We start from the raw sequence: 18,116 nt of genomic DNA on the forward strand, positions 1-18,116 counted from the left end.
CGAATAGCGTGATGCATGACATGCATCCTTCTCACCGGCTCCTCTCGCGGGATAGGCGCCGCTTCCCGTACGGCACTCGAAGCGCGCGGCGCGAAAGTGATTGGGCAATCGACCTCGGGCGAAGGCTTCGGCACCCTCGCGGCGGACTTTCGCGACCCCGACGCGCCGGAGGCCTTGTGGCAGGCCGCTCTCACGCAGGCAGGCGGCGAAATCGACGTTCTCGTCAACAATGCGGGCCTGTTCGATCCCAATCCGATCGAGAAACCGGACGGTGACTGGCTGGAGGCATGGGAAGAAACCATGCGCATCAACCTGACTGCCTCCGCCCAGTTGAGCAGGCTGGCGGTCCGCCATTGGCAGGAGCGCGGGGCCACGGGCCGGATCGTCCATGTCGCCAGCCGGGCAGGCCACCGCGGCGATTCGCCGGCGCACTGGCACTATGCGGCCAGCAAGGGCGGGATGCTGGCGATGCACAAGACCATCGCGCGCCAATATGCCGCAGAAGGTATCCTGAGCTTCGCGATCACGCCCGGCTTCACCGACACCGCCATGGCGGGCGATTACCTGGACAGCCGGGGCGGCGCGGGCCTGTTGGCCGACATTCCGCTTGGCCGCGTGGCGGAACCGGAGGAGATCGCCCGGATCGTCGAATTCCTCTCGCTGGATGCCCCGCCATCGCTTACCGGTGCAACACTCGACGCCAATGGAGCAAGCTATGTCCGTTAAAGCGCTGGTCGCGGCCCTGCCCTTGCTCATCGCTGCGTGTGCGGCGGTTCCTGCACCGCAAGTTGAGGATGCAGACACGCCCCCCTCGCCCGCGCCAACGGCAAAGCCGGTGAACGCCCACGAAATGCAGATGGCGTTTCTCGACGCGTGCGAGCCGTGGGACGAGTGGGACAAGCCCGCTCCACCGTTCCAGTTGATGGGCAACAGCTGGTATGTCGGCACTTGCGGCATCTCGGCGGTCCTGATTACCGGCGATGAAGGACATATCCTGATCGACAGCGGCGTGCCCGAAGCCGCCCCGCTGGTCCTCGCGAACATCGCCTCGCTCGGCTTCGATGCGAAGGATGTGCGCTATCTCCTGATGAGCCACGAGCATTTCGACCATGTCGGAGCGCATGCTGCCATCAAGGAAGCGACAGGTGCGCAAGTCGTGGCGTCGGCAAGAGCCAAGCCCGTGCTCGAAACGGGGAAAGTCGCCGCCGACGATCCGCAGGCCGCGTCCGGCCATCCCGACATGGTCCCGGTAAAGGTCGACCGCGTGGTCGGCGATGGAGAAATGCTCGATCTCGGCAACCTACGTGTTACGGCGCATGAAACCCCCGGCCATTCGCCCGGGGCGCTCAGCTGGACATGGTGGTCGTGTTCGCTCCCCGGCGAGCCGCCCGTGTGCAACCGCTTCGCCTATATCGACAGCCTGTCCGCGGTTTCCGCAGACGATTTCCGCTTCACCGATCACCCGGAAATGGTCCGCGCATTCCGGACCAGCATCGATAAGGCACGCATGCTCCAGTGTGAGTTTCTGGTGACGCCGCACCCTTCGGCCGGGTCCATGCTCGACCTGATGAGCGGCGAATACGGGCTCTACCTGCACAAGGGATGCGGCTTTTATGCAGAGCGGCTGAGCAAGCGCCTCGATGAACGCCTTGCCAAGGAAGCTGCCGAGTGAGCGCCTGGAAACTCTCGGCAGAAGCGTCGAAACCGGTGGTGCAGGCCGCCCTGCTCCAGCATGACGAGGCCTGGGACTTCCCCGAAGAATTGGTCGTGTCCGGTCGCGAAATCGCAGAAGACAAGCCGGACGACTGGATTCTGGAGGTCTGGCTCGAACGCAAGCCGACTGCGGCGGACAAGAAAGCCGTAGCTGGCCTGTTCGAAGGCAAAGCACCGAAACTCGATGCGGAAAAATTGCCCGATCAGGACTGGGTAACTTTGAGCCAGCAGGGCGTCGATCCGATCCGCGCAGGCCGTTTTCACGTGCGCACACCGGAACATGATCCCGACCCCTCCATGGTGGATTTCATCATCCCCGCCAGCCAGGCATTCGGCACCGGCCAGCACGAGACGACCGCCGCCTGCCTTGCCATGCTCGACCTGATGAAGCGCGAGGGCGTCACGGTTCGCAACCACGCCGACATCGGCACCGGCACCGGACTGCTCGCCTTCGCGGCAATGCATTTGTGGCCCCATGCGCTGGCGACGGCTTCGGACATCGATGCCGTCTGTGCCGGCGTGGTGGAGGACAATGCAGCCCTCAACAATGTCGCGATGGGTAACAGGTCCGGCCAGCTGACGATGATCATTGCGCCCGGCATGGATCACGCTTTGCTGCAGGCACGCGCGCCCTACGACCTGTTGATCGCCAATATCCTTGCCGGCCCGCTGGTCGAGCTCGCGCCCGACTTTGCATCTTCGATTACGCCGGGTGGAAGCCTCCTTCTGGCAGGACTGCTGCAAACCCAAGAAGCCGAGGTCCGGCGCGCCTATCAGGCAAAGGGCCTGCGGTTGGCGCGGCGCGTCACAAATGGCGACTGGTCCATTCTCTGGCTACGCAAGAGCCGCATCCGGTGACCGGTCGGCGCGCCTTCAAGCTGACGGCAGCATTACTCGCCCTGCCCCTGCTTGTCGTCGCGCTTTTCCTCGCCTCGGCGTGGATCGGCAGTTCCGTGCCGCGCAATTCGGACTGGGCCGAAGCCGATGACGGGATTGTCATCATGGTAGAGACCAATGGCATTCACACCGGAATTGTCATGCCCGTCGTCACCGATGTGAAGGACTGGCGGCAGACTTTCCCCTCGGCAGGAATGACCCGGTCGGACGGGCGGATGCCGACCCATGTCGCAATCGGGTGGGGCGAGAAGGAGGTTTTCCTCAACACCCCGACCTGGGGCGACCTGAAGGCCAGCACTGCGCTGCGCATTGTCTTTCAGGGCGGCGACGGTCTGATGCGGGTCGGTCATTATGCCTGGCCGCAGCCTTCCGAATATCATCGACCGCTTGTGCTGAGGCCCGAGGAATACCGCGTATTGGTAGCCGAAGTGGAGGCTGCCCTACCCCATGTGCCGCGTGGCGAAGAACGGTTCAGCCACGACAGTTTCGAACACGGCGCGCGCAATTACGATGCGCTTGGTCGCTATACGCTGGCCAATGCCTGCAACCAGTGGGTCGGTGACACGCTGGCGAAGGCCGGGGTGAAGATGGGTCACTGGACGCCGCTGGCCGGAGGGGTGATGAAATGGATCCCCTCGCCCGTACCAAACTAAGTAGTCTCGCTCGCCATCATGGCTTCATGATACTCGACTACCGAGCGCGTCACCGATTGCATCATCTCGAAGCGCGCCGCGTAGGAAGTGCGGGTCCGCGCAATCATCACGGCCAGCGAATATTGCGTGCCATCGGGCGCAGTCAGCACACCCACGTCGTTGTAACCGGAATGGTCGCCATCGAAGACCTGGCCGGTGCCGGTCTTGTGCGCAATCGACCAGCCCGAGGGCACCCCGCCCTTGAGCCGCCGCGGACCGCTCTTCGTATTTTCCAGTGTCGACAGGATGAATTCGGTAGACCGCGATGACAGCAATTCGCCCCGCGCCAGGCGCGCCAATGCCTGCGCCATCCCGGAAGCGCTTGCCCCGTCTATGGGATCGTCGAGATAATCCTCGAAGGCCTCGCGCCTCCTGTCGTCCGGCACGCGGTCGCGCGCTTCGTAGAAATTACGCCCGATGGAATAGCTGGGTCGCCAGTCGAGCCCTGCGATCGCGCTCTGCTTGCTGCGCTCGTCGGTACCGAATTGCACGCCCTCGATTCCCTTGCGGCGCATGAAGGCCTCGACCGCCTGCGTGCCGCCGACACGGCGCAAGAGCCGGTCGTTGGCGGTGTTGTCGCTCTGCGTGAGGGCCCGCTCCATGAGGTCGCGGTAATCGGTGCGGAACACGCCGCGCGTGCGCACGATGTCGCGGATCGGCTGGTAGAAAACGGTCAGGTCCCCGCGCCGGATCGCGACCGGTTCGGACAAGTCCAGAGCGCCCTCATCCACCAGGTCGAGCGCGGTCAGCGAGACCCACAGCTTGCTGACGCTTTGCTGGGGGAACGGCCTGTCGCCATTGTACGCCATGGTCGCGCCGCTTGTGACTTCGACGGCAGCGATGCCGACTTCGCCCGCAAAGCCCTCGCCGATTTGCTGCAGCCTCGCCTCGAGCATCTCTTGCCGGGCGTCCAGTTCCGGTTCCTCCTTGACCACTTCTTCGGGCATGACCCGCTCTGTGAATTCCGCAGCGCTTTCTGCCGGACCCTGCACGCAGGTACCGAGCAGGAAGAACGCGGAGACGATCAGGAGCGTGAGGGTTACAAGCGGTCGGGTCACGGTAATGCCAACAAAGGCGCGCGCATAAGTTTCCGGAAAGTCGGGATTATTCGGCGGCAGCCACGATGGCCGCCCACCCGGCCTCGTCGATCACCTCGATGCCGAGATCGGCGGCCTTCTTGAGCTTGCTGCCAGCACCCGGCCCCGCCACGAGCAGGTCGGTCTTGGCGCTGACAGAGCCGCTGGCCTTGGCGCCAAGCCGTTCCGCCTGCGCCTTGGCCTCGTCGCGGCTCATCGTTTCCAGCTTGCCTGTGAATACGACGGTCTTTCCCGCAACCGGACTGTCGCGGGTCTCGATCTCGTACCGCGGCGGCGAAACTTCGTCCAGGATATCGTCCCACACCGCACGGTTGTGCTCTTCATGGAAGAAGTCTCCGAGCGCCTCGACGACAGCGCTGCCGATCCCGTCAATCGAGGTCAGGGAATTGGCGGCCTCTTCGTCACCCGCCCTCGCCTTCTCAGCCGCATCGCGAAGGGCAGGCAGTTCGTGAAAATTCTTCAACAGGTCCCGCGCAGTGACCGCGCCGACATGCCGGATACCCAGCCCGAACAGCAGCCGTGCCGCATCGGGTTCGCGCCGCGCCTCGATACTGGCGAGGAGGTTGTCGACCGACTTCTCTTTCCAGCCTTCCAGCGCGAGGATGTCCTCGCGACGGTCCTTGAGCCGGAAGATATCCGCCGGGCTTTCCAGCCAGCCGAGCGCGAAGAACTGGTCGATGGTCTTTTCGCCCAGCCCATCGATGTCGAGCGCACCGCGGCTGACGAAATGCTTGAGCCTTTCGGTGCGCTGGGCGGGGCAAATCAGACCGCCCGTGCAGCGCACATCGACCTCGCCTTCCTCGGCCACGGCTTCGCTACCGCACTCAGGACAGTGGTCCGGGAAAACGAAAGGTTCGCGCTCGGCATCACGCGTCAGGTTCTCGACCACTTGCGGGATGACGTCGCCTGCGCGCTGGACGACGATGCGGTCGCCGGGACGCACGCCTAGCCGCTCGATCTCGTCGCGGTTGTGCAGCGTGACGTTGGTCACGGTAACGCCGCCCACGAGCACAGGGGCGAGCCTGCCGACGGGTGTCAGCTTGCCCGTGCGCCCGACCTGGATATCGATCGCCTCCAGCGTCGTTTCCGCGCGCTCTGCAGGGAACTTGTGCGCCAGCGCCCAGCGCGGAGCCTTGGCGACAAAGCCGAGCCGCTGCTGGTAGTCGAGCCGGTCGACCTTGTAGACGACGCCGTCGATTTCATACGGCAGGTCGGGCCGCGCCTTGCCGATGGCGGCATAGTGGGCCAGCAGGCCGTCCAGGCTTTCGACACGGGTGAACAGCGGCGAGATGGGAAAGCCCCATTCGCGCAAGGCTTCGACCACCTCGGACTGCGTAACGCCCGGCACCTTTGATGCTGCACCCCAGCCATGCGCCCAGAAGCGCAAGGGACGCTGTGCGGTGACGTTTGCATCCTTCTGACGCAGCGATCCCGCCGCAGCATTTCGCGGGTTGGCAAAGAGCTTTCCGCCTGCCTCTTGCTGCGCAGCATTGAGCGTAGCAAAAGCCTGTTTTTCCATGTATACTTCGCCGCGCACCTCGAAAACTTCGGGAGCATTGCTGCGCAGCATTTTCGGGATATCCGCAATATGCTGCACATTAGCAGTGACGTCTTCACCGACCTGTCCGTCACCGCGCGTGGCCGCGACTGTCAGGGCACCGTTTTCGTAACGGAGCGAACAGGACAAGCCATCGATCTTGTCCTCGGCAGTGAAGGCGAGCGGCGCATCGTCGTCGAGCGAAAGGAAGCGCCGCACGCGCGCCACCCACTCGCCGATCTCTTCGTCGGAAAAGCCGTTGTCGAGGCTCATCATGCGAACCTCGTGCGTCACCTTCGACAAGGGCGATGCGGCGATTGCGTGGCCGACTTTACGCGAAGGGGAATCCTCGCGGACCAAATGCGGGAATGCTTCTTCCAGCGCGGCATTGCGGCGCACCAGCGCATCATATTCCGGATCGGTGATCTCGGGAGAATCCTCGGCATGATACAGCCGGTCGTGATGTGCGATCTGTTTCGCGAGGCGCATAAGCTCGTTGGCAGCGTCAGCCTCGCTCATGTCCACAGGTACGGTTTGCTCGATTCCCATATCCTGCGCTATGCCCCAGCACAGGCACGGGGAAAAGTGCTGCAAGGTCGCATCACCGATTTGGGGGAAATGGGATGATCGACCGCCTTCTCAAAGCAGGAATTACCGCCAGCGTCGCCTTGATGGCGCTGCTCTATGTCGCGCACAATATCGCGAACCTTCCGCAGGCTTACGATTTCTTCGTCTACACGACGAGCCATGCGGACCAGGAAGCCTATCCCGTCACATTGCTCCCGGTCCCGCCGTCGTTTCTCATCGTCATAGGCATCATCCTGGTCTTTTCGCTGGAACTGATCGCGGGCCTTGGCGGCCTTTACGGTGCCTGGAAGCTCTTCACGCTCCGCAAGGCTTCGAGCGCAGAGTTCCAGGCAGGCAAGACATGGACGAAGATCGCCATGGGTGCAGCGGTGCTGAATTGGTGGGGACTGTTTCAGGGCGTGGCCGTGGCGGGATACCAGCTCTGGCAGATGCCGCTCGGGCAAGGGCCCTTCGACGGGTCGTGGGTCTATGGCGGGATGGCCATGATGACGCTGATCTATGTCAGCATGCCGGAAGAGCAACCTGCGTAGGCGGGCAAGCCGATAGTCAGAGTCATGAGATCCACGATATTCCCGAGGTGGTGAGCGACCATCCACCGGGTATCGGCTTCATGACGTAGCCCTGCCCTTCGCCGCCCACGTTGCCGAATATGCGGGCCCCTTCGGCAACACAGCGGCTGCGCCCGTCGCAATCGAGCCGCGCTTCCAAGAAGACCGCGGGACTGTCATCGGCACGCAGCCTCACACCCCCGTCCTGCCAGCGGCATGCACCGGCGCGATAGACGTGCTCGAATCTGATCGAGAGGCGCGAGAACAGGGCGTCGTCCACTTCGCGCAGGCAAACCGGGCGATCGTGAAAGGCTTCTCCTTCGCGTAATCCTGCGATCATGTGGGCAAACAAGGCCTCTCGCGGATCGTCGATACCGAGAATTTCGATCGCATCGCTCCCGCTGTCAGCTGGATGATTTCTCACGCTATCGAGGAAGTCTGGTGCAGGTGGCGGCGGCGGAGGCGGTGGCGGACGGAAGTTTTCGTCTTGCACATAAACGCGCTCTACCAATTCGACGCTATGGAGCTGCACGGCAGGCCCCGTTGCGCAGCTTTCGGGCACCTCCTGACTGGCAAAGTCGGAGATCGGCTGAGCAGGTGGCAAGGAGCCACGGCCGCCGCGGATCCTGTCGCCCACCGCTATGCGCAAGCCATCCGGCAATTCGACGGCCGCGCTGCGTTCCGCGTCGCGGACGATTTGCGTGCCTTCGGGCCAGAGGATCACAGCCTCTTCCGGAGCGCCGGACAGGTAGAAACATGGTCCGCGCTGGACCACTGTACCCGCCTGGATCGCCTCCAGCGCACCGATGTTGGTGTAGGTTAGCAGTGCCGGCATTACCTCGCCTGGCTGATCCGCCGGTAATTTCCCTTCGGGCACTTCAGGTGTCCGCCCGTCTCTTTCCCCGGAACAGGCCGTCAGCGCGACAGCTAAAAGCGGCGCGCAGAGGAGAGACAGCGCCGGATTATGCCGCCCTTGCCGATGTGCGCCATTTTCCATTTCGCTCAGGATATCACCCCATTGCCGGTGCGTTCGACGGTCCAACTGCCGTCGACGCGACGAATGCGGTATTCCCATGCCTGCGCGCCAAGATTTGCCGTGATCCACCCGCCCCATGCCGTGCATTCGTCCTTCGTCGGGCAGACCGTCCGGCGCACCGAATAGATCACCGCCCGTTCGCCCGTGATGGCATCCACGACAAGCGCATCATCCTTCCACACGCAGCGGTCGAACGGGGCAAGCTCGGGATAGTGCTGGATCAGCGCGACTTCGACCTCGTCCGGCAATGCCTGTGAGGTCTGGTTTCCCTGCACGATCGTCGCACAGGTCGTGGCATAGCGTTCGGGATTGGCGAATTGCTCGTCCAGCAGGGTTTTCAGCACTGCCATCTGCGGTGTGTCCGGCAGTTCTACACGGGGTTCGGGTATCGGTTGGGGAGCGGGGTCGGCGGCGGTAAGGACAATGTCGAGTTCCTCACGCTCTATACGCCATTCGCCATCCGCGAAGGTCATCCGGAAGTAGCTCCAGCCGTGCTGGCCGTTCGCATAATAGCCTGCCCATGCAAGACAGACTGTCGGCGTGTCGCACACCAGATCGTGCACGTCGAAGATAGCGGCTGGCTGTCCGGTGTCACCTGCCACGATATCCAAGCCGTCCCGCTCGCAGCGAGATAAAGGCGAGAGAGCAGGAAAGCGCACGATCAGCTTGACTTCGACTTCCGGATCCAGCGGACGGGCGCGCGACGCCTCGTTATATAGATCGACCCTTTCAGCTGCCGCGCATACGACGGGATAAGGGCGCTTCGATTGCGCGAAATAATTCGCCAACCGGTATTCCAGCAGCGCGAGGCGAGGCGTCTGGATGTTCTCGTAATAACCGGTCGCGAACGCGCCTTTCTGCGGTTCATAGCGCGGCAAATAGGTCGTACAGCCCGCAAGGGCGGTAAGCGCCAACGTCGCACAAAGGGTTCGTATCCAAGGCATTACGGCGAATAACGCCCGAAATGCCGACCAGTGCCCCGGTCAGGCCTTTTCCAGCAGCCTGTCGGCCTGCGCGCGCGCTTCCGGCGTGACTTCCGCGCCCGAGAGCATGCGGGCGATCTCTTCCTGCCGCCCCGCTTCGTCGAGTCTGGTCACACTTGTCTTGGTGACCGTGCCTTCGGAGCTCTTGGCGATCATGTAATGCATGCCGCCGCGTGCCGCGACCTGCGGGGAATGGGTGACGGCTAGCAGTTGTCCGTCGCTTGCCAAACGGGCGAGACGTTCGCCGATTGCGCTTGCCACCGCGCCGCCCACGCCGCGGTCGATCTCGTCAAAAATCACGGTTGCCGCCCCGCCCTGCTCGGCCAGCGCGACCTTGAGCGAAAGGATGAAGCGCGACAGTTCGCCGCCGCTGGCGATCTTGTTGAGCGGTGCGAAATCGGCGCCCGGATTGGTGGCGATGAGGAATTCGACGCTGTCCATCCCGTGCGGACCCCAGCGCTCTTCCGGGAGCGCGGCGACAGCCGTCTTGAAGCGCGCGGCATCCAGCTTGAGCGGAGCGAGTTCGCGCGCCACCGCCTCGTCGAGGCGCATGGCCGCGGCGACCCGGTTGGCATGCAGCGCCTCTGCCTCTGCCGTGTAGCGCGCGCCAGCGGTCTTGGCCGCCTGCTCCAGCGCGTCCAGCTCGGCCTCGCCCCCTTCGATCGAGTCGAGCTGGCTGCGCATCTCGCGCATCTTCTCGGGTAGTTCGTCCACCTCGCAGCGATGCTTGCGGGCGATTGCACGCAGGTCGAACAGGCGCGTTTCAGCAGCGTCGAGCGCTTGCGGATCGTGTTCGAGCGCTTCGGCCGCAGCCTGCAGCTTGTCCTCCGCCTCGCCTGCCTCGATCACAGCGCGGTCGAGGGCGGCAAGCGCTTCGGCTAGCAGCGGGTGTTCGGGCGCTATGCGGTCGAGGCGGCGTGCCGCAACCCGCATCGATGCGAGCGGCGAGTCCGAGCCTTCCCACAGGTGGCGCAATTCCTCGAGATCGCCTGACAGCTTCTCGCCCTTCTGCATCGCGGCGCGCGTTTCGGCGAGACGCGCTTCCTCGCCCGCCTGCGGTTCGAGCGCGGTCAGTTCGGACAGGTGGGCCAGCAGCAGATCCTGGTCGAGTTTCGCCTGTTCCAGATTGCCGCGCGCCTCGGCGAGCTTGTCTTCGGCATCGCGCCAGGTCGCCCAGGCCTGCTCGACCTTGGCGGTATCGCCCCCGGCGAAGCGATCCAGCAGGGCACGGTGACCGCGCGGGTTAACGAGGCCGCGGTCGTCGTGCTGGCCATGCAGCTCGACGAGGTGGCCCGCCATCTCGCGCAGCAGGCCGACGCTGACCGGCTGGTCGTTGACGAAGGCCTTGCTCTTGCCGTCGGCTTTCAGCTGGCGACGGATGATGAGCGGTTCGCCCTCCTCGATCTCGATATCGGCATCGTCGAGCAATTCGGCGAGCGGATCGGGCAGAGCAGCGAATTCGAAGCTGGCACTAACGCTCGCCTTGTCCTCGCCGCCGCGCACAAGGCCGCTGTCGGCACGGTTGCCGAGCACGAGGCCGAGCGAATCCAGGAGGATCGACTTACCCGCCCCGGTCTCGCCCGTAAGCACGCCGAGCCCGCGCCCGAAATCGAGGTCGAGCGCTTCGATCAGTACGATATTGCGGATGGCCAGCCGGGTGAGCATCAGGAGACCTCCTAGCCCACCAGAAGCCTCGCGTCATCCACCCTTTGTTCCGTTAGCAACAGCTTCATCCGCGGCCTGCTCACCCAGAGGCAGGGCGCGCCTGAGGAGGAGATATCCGGCCAGCGCCGCAATGGTCGACCCGGACAGCACGCCGATCTTCACCGCGTCGATCTGCTCCGGCGAAGCGAAGGCAAGATTGCCGATAAACAGGCTCATGGTGAAACCGATCGCAGCCAGCAGGCTCATCGCGTGGACCTGCGCCCAATTCACTTCCTCCGGCAGTTTTGCCAGCCCCAGCTTCACGGCTGCAAATGCGAAGCCGAAAATGCCGATCTGCTTGCCGATCAGGAGGCCGAGAGCGATGCCGAGCGGAAGGGGTTCGAGCAGCGCGGAGGGCGACAGGCCGAACAGGGTCACACCCGCATTGGCGAAGCCGAAGATCGGGATCACCAGGAATGCCACCCAGGGGTGCAGCGCATGCTCCATCGTCTCGAGCGGACCGTGATCGCTCTTCGCATCGAGCGGGACGGTCATCGCCGCAGCGACACCGGCGAGCGTGGCATGGACGCCAGACTTGAGCACGAATGCCCACATCAGGATCGCGAGCAGGATATAGGGAATGGTCGACTGGACCTTCGCCCGGCCGATCGCCAGCATCACCACGAAGACGATCGCGGCAAGGCCGAGCATGCCGGTGTCGAGCTCACCCGAATAGAACAGCGCGATGATCGCGATCGCGCCGATGTCGTCGATCACGGCGATGGCCAGCAGCAGCGCCTTGAGTGCAACGGGGACACGCGAGCCAAGTAGCGAGAGAATACCGAGCGCGAATGCGATGTCGGTCGCAGCGGGAATGGCCCAGCCGTTGATGCTCTCGGGCGAGTTCGCATTGAGCGACAGGAAAATCACTGCCGGGATCGCCATGCCACCGATCGCGGCAATCAGCGGGAGCGAGGCCTTGTCCCAGCTGGACAACTGGCCTTCGAAAATCTCGCGCTTCACCTCCAGGCCGACGAGGAAAAAGAACACGGCCATCAGGCCGTCGTTGATCCACAGCAACAGGGGCTTGTCGATGACGAAGCCGCCGATACCGAACACCACGGGCGTCGCCAGCCCATCCTGATAGGCTGAAAGCAGCGGAGAATTGGCTACCGCAAGGGCGAGCAGCGCGGCAAAGATCAGGACGATGCCGCCGGCTGATTCCTTCTGCAGGAAGTCTCGCAACATGGGGGCGATAGCTTTGACCATGGGTAACTCCGGAATTCTTTAAACGAGTGGGCAGCCGCCGCCTGCGCATGGGGATGGCTGCGCGGCGACGGCCCCCTTAGCTGCCGTCAGGCAGGCCTGGCACGCTTGGCCATGCGGTGGAGCGCGTCTTTCGCGCGCAATTTCATTTTCTTGAGGCGGGAGATTTCCAGCCAGTCGGGCGTCCGCTTGCGCAATTCGAGGCGCAGGCGCTCGTCGATCCGCTGGTGGATCTGGGTCAGTCTGTAAGTACGGGCCGTCATCGTAGTCTCCGAAATCGAGGCTTATGTCGATCGGACACCCGATGGCGCTGTCAGGCTGGGAGGGGGGAGGGGAAAGGCCTGCCAGCGCGCATCGGTTGTCCGATGCGGTCCGACATCACGTGCACTTTCTCGCGCACGCCAGAGGGGCCCGGTCCGCAGTAATTAAATGCGAACGGATCGATCTGGTTTCAAGGATTCCGCAGATTTTTTCCGTCTCGCCGATAACCGCCCGATATCAGGCAAGAAAAAAGGCGCCGCGTTGCCGTGGCGCCTTTTTCGATGGAGGTGTGCCCTGCCCTAGCTGGCGCTGACGCCTGCGGCGTGGTCCTGGACCAGTTCATAAGCCTTTTCATACCATTCGTTGCCCGGATAGTTGGCGCCGAGAACGGCCGCGTATTTTACCGCTTCACTGGGGATGCCGAGCGCGAGGCTGGATTCGGTCAGGCGGTAAAGCGCTTCGGGAGCGTGGCTGGTCGTTTCGAAATTTTCGACCACGTTCTGGAAACGGATCTGCGATGCAATCCACTTGCCCGAACGCTGGTAATACCGGCCGATCTCCATTTCCTTGCCGGCAAGGTGATCGCGCACAAGGTCGACCTTGAGGCGCGCGTCTGCAGCATATTCGGTCTGCGGGAAACGGCGGTCGACTTCGCGCAGCGCGGTCAGCGCCTGTTCGGTCACCTTCTGGTCGCGCTGGATATCGCTGATCTGCTCGTAATAGCTGAGCCCGATCAGGTAATAGGCGTAAGGCGCATCCTTGTTACCCGGGTGGATCGACAGGAAGCGCTGCGCTGTGGTGATCGTCTTGTTGTAATCCTGCGCGACGTAATAGCTGAATGCGCTCATCAGCTGGGCGCGGCGGGCCCACGGCGAATAGGGATGCTGACGCTCCACTTCGTCGAACAGCGCGGCGGCCAGCTTGGGTTGGTTGCGATCGAGCCGTTCCTTCGCCTCGGCGTAGAGCGTTTCGACGTCACGCGCGATGTAAGCGGTGTCTTCCGCCCCGCCCCCGCCGCGGCTTGCGCAACCGGCAGTGACAAGGGTGGCACCGACGAGGGCACCGAGGGCGAGCTTGCGAGCGAAACGCGAATGGGTCGTCATGGTGGCGAGCCTATAGCCAGACCCCCGCTGAACGCCAAGTGAAGTTCGCGCCTAACCCACCGGATAAATCGGTGAGCCGTCCAATGCACAGGGGATCAGCCCTCGCTGAGCGCGGCAGGCGCGTCCCACAAGAGGTGCCGCGTATCCAGGGCGACCAGATTATTGCTCCGGATGATTTCGCCCTTCGTGCGATAGCCCAACAGCTGTTCGGCATCGGTATCGGGGTTGTTGATCATGACGCGCAATTCTTCCGAGGTGAAGTCGGAAAGGCCGCGTGCCCGTTCGATCCCCTTGTTATCGTAGATGTGCAGCACGTCCCCGCGGGTGAAATCACCATCGGCGGAAATGACATCGGAACGGCGGATCGCTCTGTCGCCATTCGCAATATTCGCCGCGACGGATTCGCTAACCACGATGCTGCCGGCCATCTGCAGGCGGTTCGCGATCCAGCTGTCCCAGCCCGAAAGCGGCTCGGGATTGGGAATGACCTTGGTGGCGCGGCCTGTTCCGTCGAGCACGCGTGACAGCGGACGATCGACTTCGCCCTGGGCAATCCAGGTGGTGACACCGGCTTCCTGCGCCATGTTGGCGGCCTGCAGCTTGGTGGCCATGCCACCGGTGCCCAGTGTGGACTTGCCCTTCGTCGCATCCATGTACTCGTTCACATCGTGGACTTCAGCCACGAACTGCGCGTCGGGATCGTCGGGGTTGCGGTCGTATAGACCATCGACGCCGGTCAGGATGATGAAATCGGTCGCACCGACCATCTGCGCGACCTTAGCCGCGAGCCGATCGTTGTCGCCGACGCGGATTTCCTCCGTCGTGATCGTGTCGTTTTCGTTGACGATCGGCATGATCCCGGATTCCAGCAGGCGGTGAACCGTATTGCGCGTATTGAGGAAGCGGCGGTGATCCTCAAAATCGCCCAGCGTCAGAAGAACCTGTGCGATCTCGAAGCCGAATTCGTGACCGACCTGCTTGTACGCATTCAGGAGGAGCGGCATGCCGCAAGCGGCAGCGGCCTGTTTATCGGAAACGCCAGCGCTTTCGGGCGTTTCACCAATGATACGCAGGCCAAGCGCGACAGACCCGGAGGAACACACGATTACATTCCACCCTTCGGACCGCAGATGGGTAATATCCTCCATCATCCGCTGGAGGAAACCATAGCGTGGGGTCAGAAGTTCTTGGTTTGCGAGCAGCGCGGAGCCGATCTTTACAACGATGGTTTTGGGTTTGGTCATAATCAAAAAGTTATTCAGCCTTGAAATTTTCGGAAACCTATATAGATAGTAATGGTGCAGTGCACAATAGGAATTTGAACATTTTCCCGGGCGACAAGTTATGACCCTAATTCGGGTTTCGTATTTTGTATTACTGGGAAACTATTTGTAGTCCCTTGAAGAATTTAATACTTGCAGAGGCGCGATAGCAGCGCGGAAACGGTGAGCGAACATTACAAATACAGTCCTGATAGTCGGATGCGGAAAGATGGGATCCGCTTTATTGGAACAATGGTCCAAGGGCCCGGAGACCATCACGGTCGTTGATCCCGGACAAGAAAGCGTGCCGGGCGGCGCCAGGCTGGTTTCCGATCGTGCTGCATTGGACAATGAACGCTTCGATTGCATTATCGTTGCCGTCAAACCGCAGATGATCGACGACATCATGCCGGACTATGTCGAACACCTCGCACCGGATGGCTACGTCATCTCGATTGCGGCCGGCTATTCTTCCGCGCGCCTTTCCGCGACGATGGGCGATGCGCCCGTCATTCGCGTGATGCCCAACCTGCCCGCCGCCATCGGCCGCGGAGTGAGCGGCATTTTCGCCTCCCCCACAGCCAGCGGAGCACATCTCGCCCATGCGCAGGAATTCATGGCCCGCGCGGGAACGACCGTCACCGTGGACACCGAAGAACAGCTCGACCGGGTTACTGCCGTTGCAGGCTCGGGACCGGGATATGTGTTCGAAATCGCCCGCGCCTATGTCGAGGTCGCCATGGAACACGGCTTTACCGAAGAACAGGCCCGCGACATGGTGCTCGGCACCATGGGCGGTGCGATCGACATGGCCGCAGAACCGGGCGCGCTGTCGCTCGAAGAGCTTCGCAACAGCGTGACCAGCAAGGGCGGGACCACGGCCGCCGGCCTCAATGCGCTCAATGGCGATGGCGGCCTAACCGAACGCCTGCGTGCGACCTTGCAGGCTTGCTACGACCGGGCGGTCGAGCTGCGCTGAACGCGTTGCCTCCCGCCTGCCACAATAATTTGATAGAAGAGACATCATGACCGACCAGACACTCGACCCGCAAATCCATATCCACGATCTCGGCCAGCGCGCCCGCAAGGCAGCGCGCGGCCTGGTTACCGCCAGCACCGAGGCGAAGAACACCGCCCTGCGCGAAGCCGCCAGGGCGCTGCGCGATGCGACGCCGGACCTGCTCGATGCGAACGGCAAGGACGTCGCCAGCGTGGAAGGCAAGAAGCCGGAAAGCTTCATCGACCGCCTGCGCCTGACCGAAGACCGCATCGAAGGCATGGCCAAGGCGCTGGAAGAAATCGCCGAACTGCCCGACCCCGTCGGTCGCAAGCTCGCGACCTTCGAACGCCCCAACGGCCTCAGCATCGAGCGCGTTGCCGTACCGATCGGCGTGATCGGCATGATCTACGAAAGCCGCCCGAACGTTGGCGCGGACGCCTCTGCCCTGTGCCTCAAGAGCGGCAATGCCATCATCCTGCGCGGCGGTAGCGAAAGCCGTCATTCGACCCGCGTCATCGTGGAAGCGATGCAGAAGGGCCTCGAAGCGGCAGGCCTGCCAAAGGATGCCGTCCAGACCGTCCAGACGACCGACCGCGCTGCGGTTGCCGCGCTGCTCAAGGCCGATGAATTCGTCGACCTCGTCATCCCGCGCGGAGGCCGCGGTCTCGTCGAACTGGTCCGCGACCAGGCGAGCGTGCCCACCCTCCTCCACCTCGACGGCAACTGCCACTCCTATGTCCATGCCGCGGCAGACGTCGACAAGGCCGTGAAGGTCATCCGCAACGCCAAGCTGCGCCGCACCGGCATCTGCGGGGCGACGGAAAGCATCGTGATCGACCGCGCCATCGCCGACCAGGTCGTGCCGAAAATCGCCGACGCCATGGCGGCAGACTGCGAATTGCGCGGCGACGCGGAAGCGGTTGCCATCGACGACCGGCTCAAGCCCGCAAGCGAGGAAGACTGGAGCACCGAATATCTCGATCCGATCGCCAGCGTGAAGATCGTGGACGGCCTCGAGGAAGGCATCGCCTGGGTCGAGGACCACTCCAGCCACCACACCGACGCCATCCTGACCGAAGACGCGGATGCTGCCCGCCAGTTCCTCACCTCGGTCGACAGCGCGGTGGTCATGCACAACGCCTCCACCCAGTTCTCCGACGGCGGGGAATTCGGCATGGGCGCAGAGATCGGCATCGCCACCGGCAAGATGCACGCCCGCGGCCCCGTCGGCCTCGAGCAGTTGTGCAGCTTTAAATACCTCGTCCACGGCGACGGCCAGACGCGGCCGTAAGCTGTGGGCCTGAGGGCCCGGCACAAACCATTTTCCTACTGCGAAGGGTCGGGGCATTCCCCGGCCCTTTTCGCATGGGAGAGCCGCCGTGTCCGACACCAAACCTGCTACCCACCTGCCCGACTTCACCCCCGTCCCGCGCCAGAGGGACCGCAGCAACGGATGGAAACCGCATGTCCAGCGCGCCTTCATCGAGGCGCTGGCCGATACCGGCAGCGTCGCCTCCGCCTGCCGCGCGGTGAACCGGTCCACCCACGGCGCCTACAGCCTGCGCCGCCAGCCCGGAGCCGAGGAATTCGCCGCCGCATGGGAGGCCGCGCTCGATTTCGGCATGAAGCGGATCGAGGACGTCGCCATGGACCGCGCGCTCAACGGCGTGGAGGTGCCCGTATACTCATACGGCCAGCTCGTCGGCACGCGCATTTCCTATAGCGACTGCCTGCTCATGTTCATGCTGAGAAACCGCGCGCCCGAGCGGTTTGGCGAGGGCCGCGCCAAGGCGATGAACGCGATCGGCAAGATGGATCTGAAACGCAAGAAGAAGGAGTGGCGAGCCGAATGGGAGGCCGAGCAGGCCCGCGTTACTCCTGCACAGGTGCGCGCCAGTATCGAGCGCAAGGTGCAGGACACGCTGGCCCAGATGGAGCGCAACCACAGCCCCCGCGCCTGGGCCGCATGGCAGGAATACAAGCGCATCAGGGCAGAGGACGCAGCGAACGGCTACCGCGCCCAGGATGACCCGGACCACCCCCACTACGCGAAGCGCACCGCCCCCGACGACCCCGCCGCACGCCGTGCCGAGGACTCCATTCCCCTACCCCCGCCCCACTGGCAAAAGCGCCCCCCGGAGCCGCAGCAGGAGGAAACCCCTCGCACGCGGACGCTCAAGGATGATGGGTGGGATTAGAGTTGGATTAGGCCTCTTCGTCCTCATCGAACCCGAGCCAATGACGCCGAACCAGTTCAAAAGGCTCACCGTTCGAGGGTTCGCCAGTCATTATCCCAATACCGAAGTTCTCGCTGTCGTCAGGATAGGTGCCCATCACATGCTCGAGGAAGTATCGATAGCGTCGACGATGTTCTTCATTCATCACCCACACCCATTCTTCTTCATCGCCGGAAATTTGCGAAACAGCGTCGGTCATCTCGCGATGGTAGTCATACATCTCGTTCTGGCCGCTCATTCTTCTGATCCCTT

18 protein-coding genes are annotated in these 18,116 nt (G+C 63.2%); 8 read left to right on the forward strand and 10 right to left on the reverse strand.

Annotation, left to right across the window (positions count from 1 at the left end; translation table 11 throughout):
- Positions 1–15 precede the first annotated feature (15 nt).
- Genes BM173_RS07690 through BM173_RS07705 form a run of 4 tightly spaced genes read left to right on the forward strand, consistent with a single transcriptional unit; the run spans position 16 to position 3,263 of the window.
- Positions 16–726 (forward strand): SDR family NAD(P)-dependent oxidoreductase, encoded by a 711-nt coding sequence (locus tag BM173_RS07690; protein WP_090479571.1) that lies wholly within the window; start codon positions 16–18, stop codon positions 724–726.
- Positions 716–1,672, forward strand: a complete 957-nt coding sequence (gene blaEAM / locus BM173_RS07695; RefSeq protein WP_090479574.1) for an EAM family subclass B3 metallo-beta-lactamase — start codon at positions 716–718, stop codon at positions 1,670–1,672. The genes BM173_RS07690 and blaEAM overlap by 11 nt, the downstream gene beginning before the upstream one ends.
- A complete protein-coding gene (locus BM173_RS07700; protein WP_090479576.1) occupies positions 1,669–2,571 on the forward strand; it encodes a 50S ribosomal protein L11 methyltransferase in 903 nt (300 codons plus the stop codon). Before blaEAM ends, BM173_RS07700 begins: the two co-directional genes overlap by 4 nt.
- A complete protein-coding gene (locus BM173_RS07705; protein WP_245755815.1) occupies positions 2,568–3,263 on the forward strand; it encodes a DUF2459 domain-containing protein in 696 nt (231 codons plus the stop codon). The genes BM173_RS07700 and BM173_RS07705 overlap by 4 nt, the downstream gene beginning before the upstream one ends.
- Here the strand turns inward: BM173_RS07705 and bla are convergent.
- Entirely contained in the window at positions 3,260–4,360 is a 1,101-nt protein-coding gene (gene bla / locus BM173_RS07710; RefSeq protein ID WP_090479582.1) for a class A beta-lactamase, read from the reverse strand. The genes BM173_RS07705 and bla overlap by 4 nt on opposite strands.
- A 46-nt stretch (positions 4,361–4,406) precedes the next feature.
- Positions 4,407–6,485 (reverse strand): NAD-dependent DNA ligase LigA, encoded by a 2,079-nt coding sequence (gene ligA / locus BM173_RS07715; protein WP_090479585.1) that lies wholly within the window; start codon positions 6,483–6,485, stop codon positions 4,407–4,409.
- Positions 6,486–6,559: 74 nt separating this feature from the next.
- Between ligA and BM173_RS07720 the strand changes: the two genes are divergently transcribed.
- Entirely contained in the window at positions 6,560–7,054 is a 495-nt protein-coding gene (locus tag BM173_RS07720) for a DUF2165 family protein (RefSeq protein WP_090479588.1), read from the forward strand.
- A gap of 22 nt (positions 7,055–7,076) precedes the next feature.
- Here the strand turns inward: BM173_RS07720 and BM173_RS07725 are convergent, their stop codons facing one another.
- The 7 genes from BM173_RS07725 to proB all read right to left on the reverse strand — a co-directional run bounded on the left by BM173_RS07725 (position 7,077) and on the right by proB (position 14,609).
- On the reverse strand, positions 7,077–7,907 hold the full coding sequence (locus BM173_RS07725; RefSeq protein ID WP_090479591.1) for a hypothetical protein: 831 nt from the start codon (positions 7,905–7,907) through the stop codon (positions 7,077–7,079).
- Positions 7,908–8,074: 167 nt separating this feature from the next.
- The gene (locus tag BM173_RS07730; protein WP_090479593.1) at positions 8,075–9,022 is read right to left on the reverse strand and encodes a hypothetical protein; all 948 of its coding nucleotides are present in this window, start codon (positions 9,020–9,022) and stop codon (positions 8,075–8,077) included.
- A gap of 69 nt (positions 9,023–9,091) precedes the next feature.
- A complete protein-coding gene (gene recN, locus BM173_RS07735) occupies positions 9,092–10,756 on the reverse strand; it encodes a DNA repair protein RecN (RefSeq protein ID WP_090479596.1) in 1,665 nt (554 codons plus the stop codon).
- Positions 10,757–10,789: 33 nt separating this feature from the next.
- Complete coding sequence (gene nhaA, locus BM173_RS07740; protein ID WP_090479599.1) at positions 10,790–12,004, reverse strand: Na+/H+ antiporter NhaA; 1,215 nt, start codon at positions 12,002–12,004, stop codon at positions 10,790–10,792.
- A gap of 86 nt (positions 12,005–12,090) precedes the next feature.
- Positions 12,091–12,264: a DUF465 domain-containing protein gene (locus tag BM173_RS07745; protein WP_090479601.1), complete on the reverse strand. Its 174-nt coding sequence runs from the start codon at positions 12,262–12,264 to the stop codon at positions 12,091–12,093.
- Between the two features lie 297 nt (positions 12,265–12,561).
- Positions 12,562–13,365, reverse strand: coding sequence for an outer membrane protein assembly factor BamD (locus BM173_RS07750; RefSeq protein WP_090479604.1), 804 nt, complete (start codon positions 13,363–13,365; stop codon positions 12,562–12,564).
- Between the two features lie 95 nt (positions 13,366–13,460).
- Positions 13,461–14,609 (reverse strand): glutamate 5-kinase, encoded by a 1,149-nt coding sequence (proB, locus tag BM173_RS07755; protein ID WP_090479607.1) that lies wholly within the window; start codon positions 14,607–14,609, stop codon positions 13,461–13,463.
- A gap of 229 nt (positions 14,610–14,838) precedes the next feature.
- On the opposite strand from proB, the gene BM173_RS07760 reads away from it, so the two are divergent.
- From BM173_RS07760 to BM173_RS07770, 3 genes are all read left to right on the forward strand, one after another.
- On the forward strand, positions 14,839–15,606 hold the full coding sequence (locus tag BM173_RS07760; protein WP_281247531.1) for a pyrroline-5-carboxylate reductase family protein: 768 nt from the start codon (positions 14,839–14,841) through the stop codon (positions 15,604–15,606).
- Between the two features lie 46 nt (positions 15,607–15,652).
- Positions 15,653–16,918 carry a glutamate-5-semialdehyde dehydrogenase gene (locus tag BM173_RS07765; RefSeq protein ID WP_090479613.1) on the forward strand — a complete coding sequence of 422 codons (1,266 nt, stop codon included), beginning with the start codon at positions 15,653–15,655 and terminating at the stop codon, positions 16,916–16,918.
- An 88-nt stretch (positions 16,919–17,006) separates the two neighbouring features.
- Complete coding sequence (locus BM173_RS07770; RefSeq protein WP_090479616.1) at positions 17,007–17,825, forward strand: hypothetical protein; 819 nt, start codon at positions 17,007–17,009, stop codon at positions 17,823–17,825.
- A gap of 7 nt (positions 17,826–17,832) precedes the next feature.
- On the opposite strand, the gene BM173_RS07775 is transcribed toward BM173_RS07770, so the two are convergent.
- On the reverse strand, positions 17,833–18,102 hold the full coding sequence (locus BM173_RS07775) for a hypothetical protein (protein ID WP_090479619.1): 270 nt from the start codon (positions 18,100–18,102) through the stop codon (positions 17,833–17,835).
- Positions 18,103–18,116 lie beyond the last annotated feature (14 nt).

Source organism: Qipengyuania nanhaisediminis (assembly GCF_900115585.1).
Lineage (GTDB): Bacteria > Pseudomonadota > Alphaproteobacteria > Sphingomonadales > Sphingomonadaceae > Qipengyuania > Qipengyuania nanhaisediminis.

Bases quoted from the DNA above. Each gene is read 5' to 3' on its own strand.
- recN (WP_090479596.1), bottom strand. From the start codon at position 10,756: ATGCTCACCCGGCTGGCCATCCGCAATATCGTACTGATCGAAGCGCTC.
- ligA (WP_090479585.1), bottom strand. From the start codon at position 6,485: ATGGGAATCGAGCAAACCGTACCTGTGGACATGAGCGAGGCTGACGCT.
- blaEAM (WP_090479574.1), top strand. From the start codon at position 716: ATGTCCGTTAAAGCGCTGGTCGCGGCCCTGCCCTTGCTCATCGCTGCG.
- BM173_RS07745 (WP_090479601.1), bottom strand. From the start codon at position 12,264: ATGACGGCCCGTACTTACAGACTGACCCAGATCCACCAGCGGATCGAC.
- BM173_RS07775 (WP_090479619.1), bottom strand. From the start codon at position 18,102: ATGAGCGGCCAGAACGAGATGTATGACTACCATCGCGAGATGACCGAC.
- BM173_RS07690 (WP_090479571.1), top strand. From the start codon at position 16: ATGACATGCATCCTTCTCACCGGCTCCTCTCGCGGGATAGGCGCCGCT.
- BM173_RS07750 (WP_090479604.1), bottom strand. From the start codon at position 13,365: ATGACGACCCATTCGCGTTTCGCTCGCAAGCTCGCCCTCGGTGCCCTC.
- BM173_RS07725 (WP_090479591.1), bottom strand. From the start codon at position 7,907: ATGCCGGCACTGCTAACCTACACCAACATCGGTGCGCTGGAGGCGATC.
- BM173_RS07765 (WP_090479613.1), top strand. From the start codon at position 15,653: ATGACCGACCAGACACTCGACCCGCAAATCCATATCCACGATCTCGGC.
- proB (WP_090479607.1), bottom strand. From the start codon at position 14,609: ATGACCAAACCCAAAACCATCGTTGTAAAGATCGGCTCCGCGCTGCTC.
- nhaA (WP_090479599.1), bottom strand. From the start codon at position 12,004: ATGGTCAAAGCTATCGCCCCCATGTTGCGAGACTTCCTGCAGAAGGAA.
- BM173_RS07720 (WP_090479588.1), top strand. From the start codon at position 6,560: ATGATCGACCGCCTTCTCAAAGCAGGAATTACCGCCAGCGTCGCCTTG.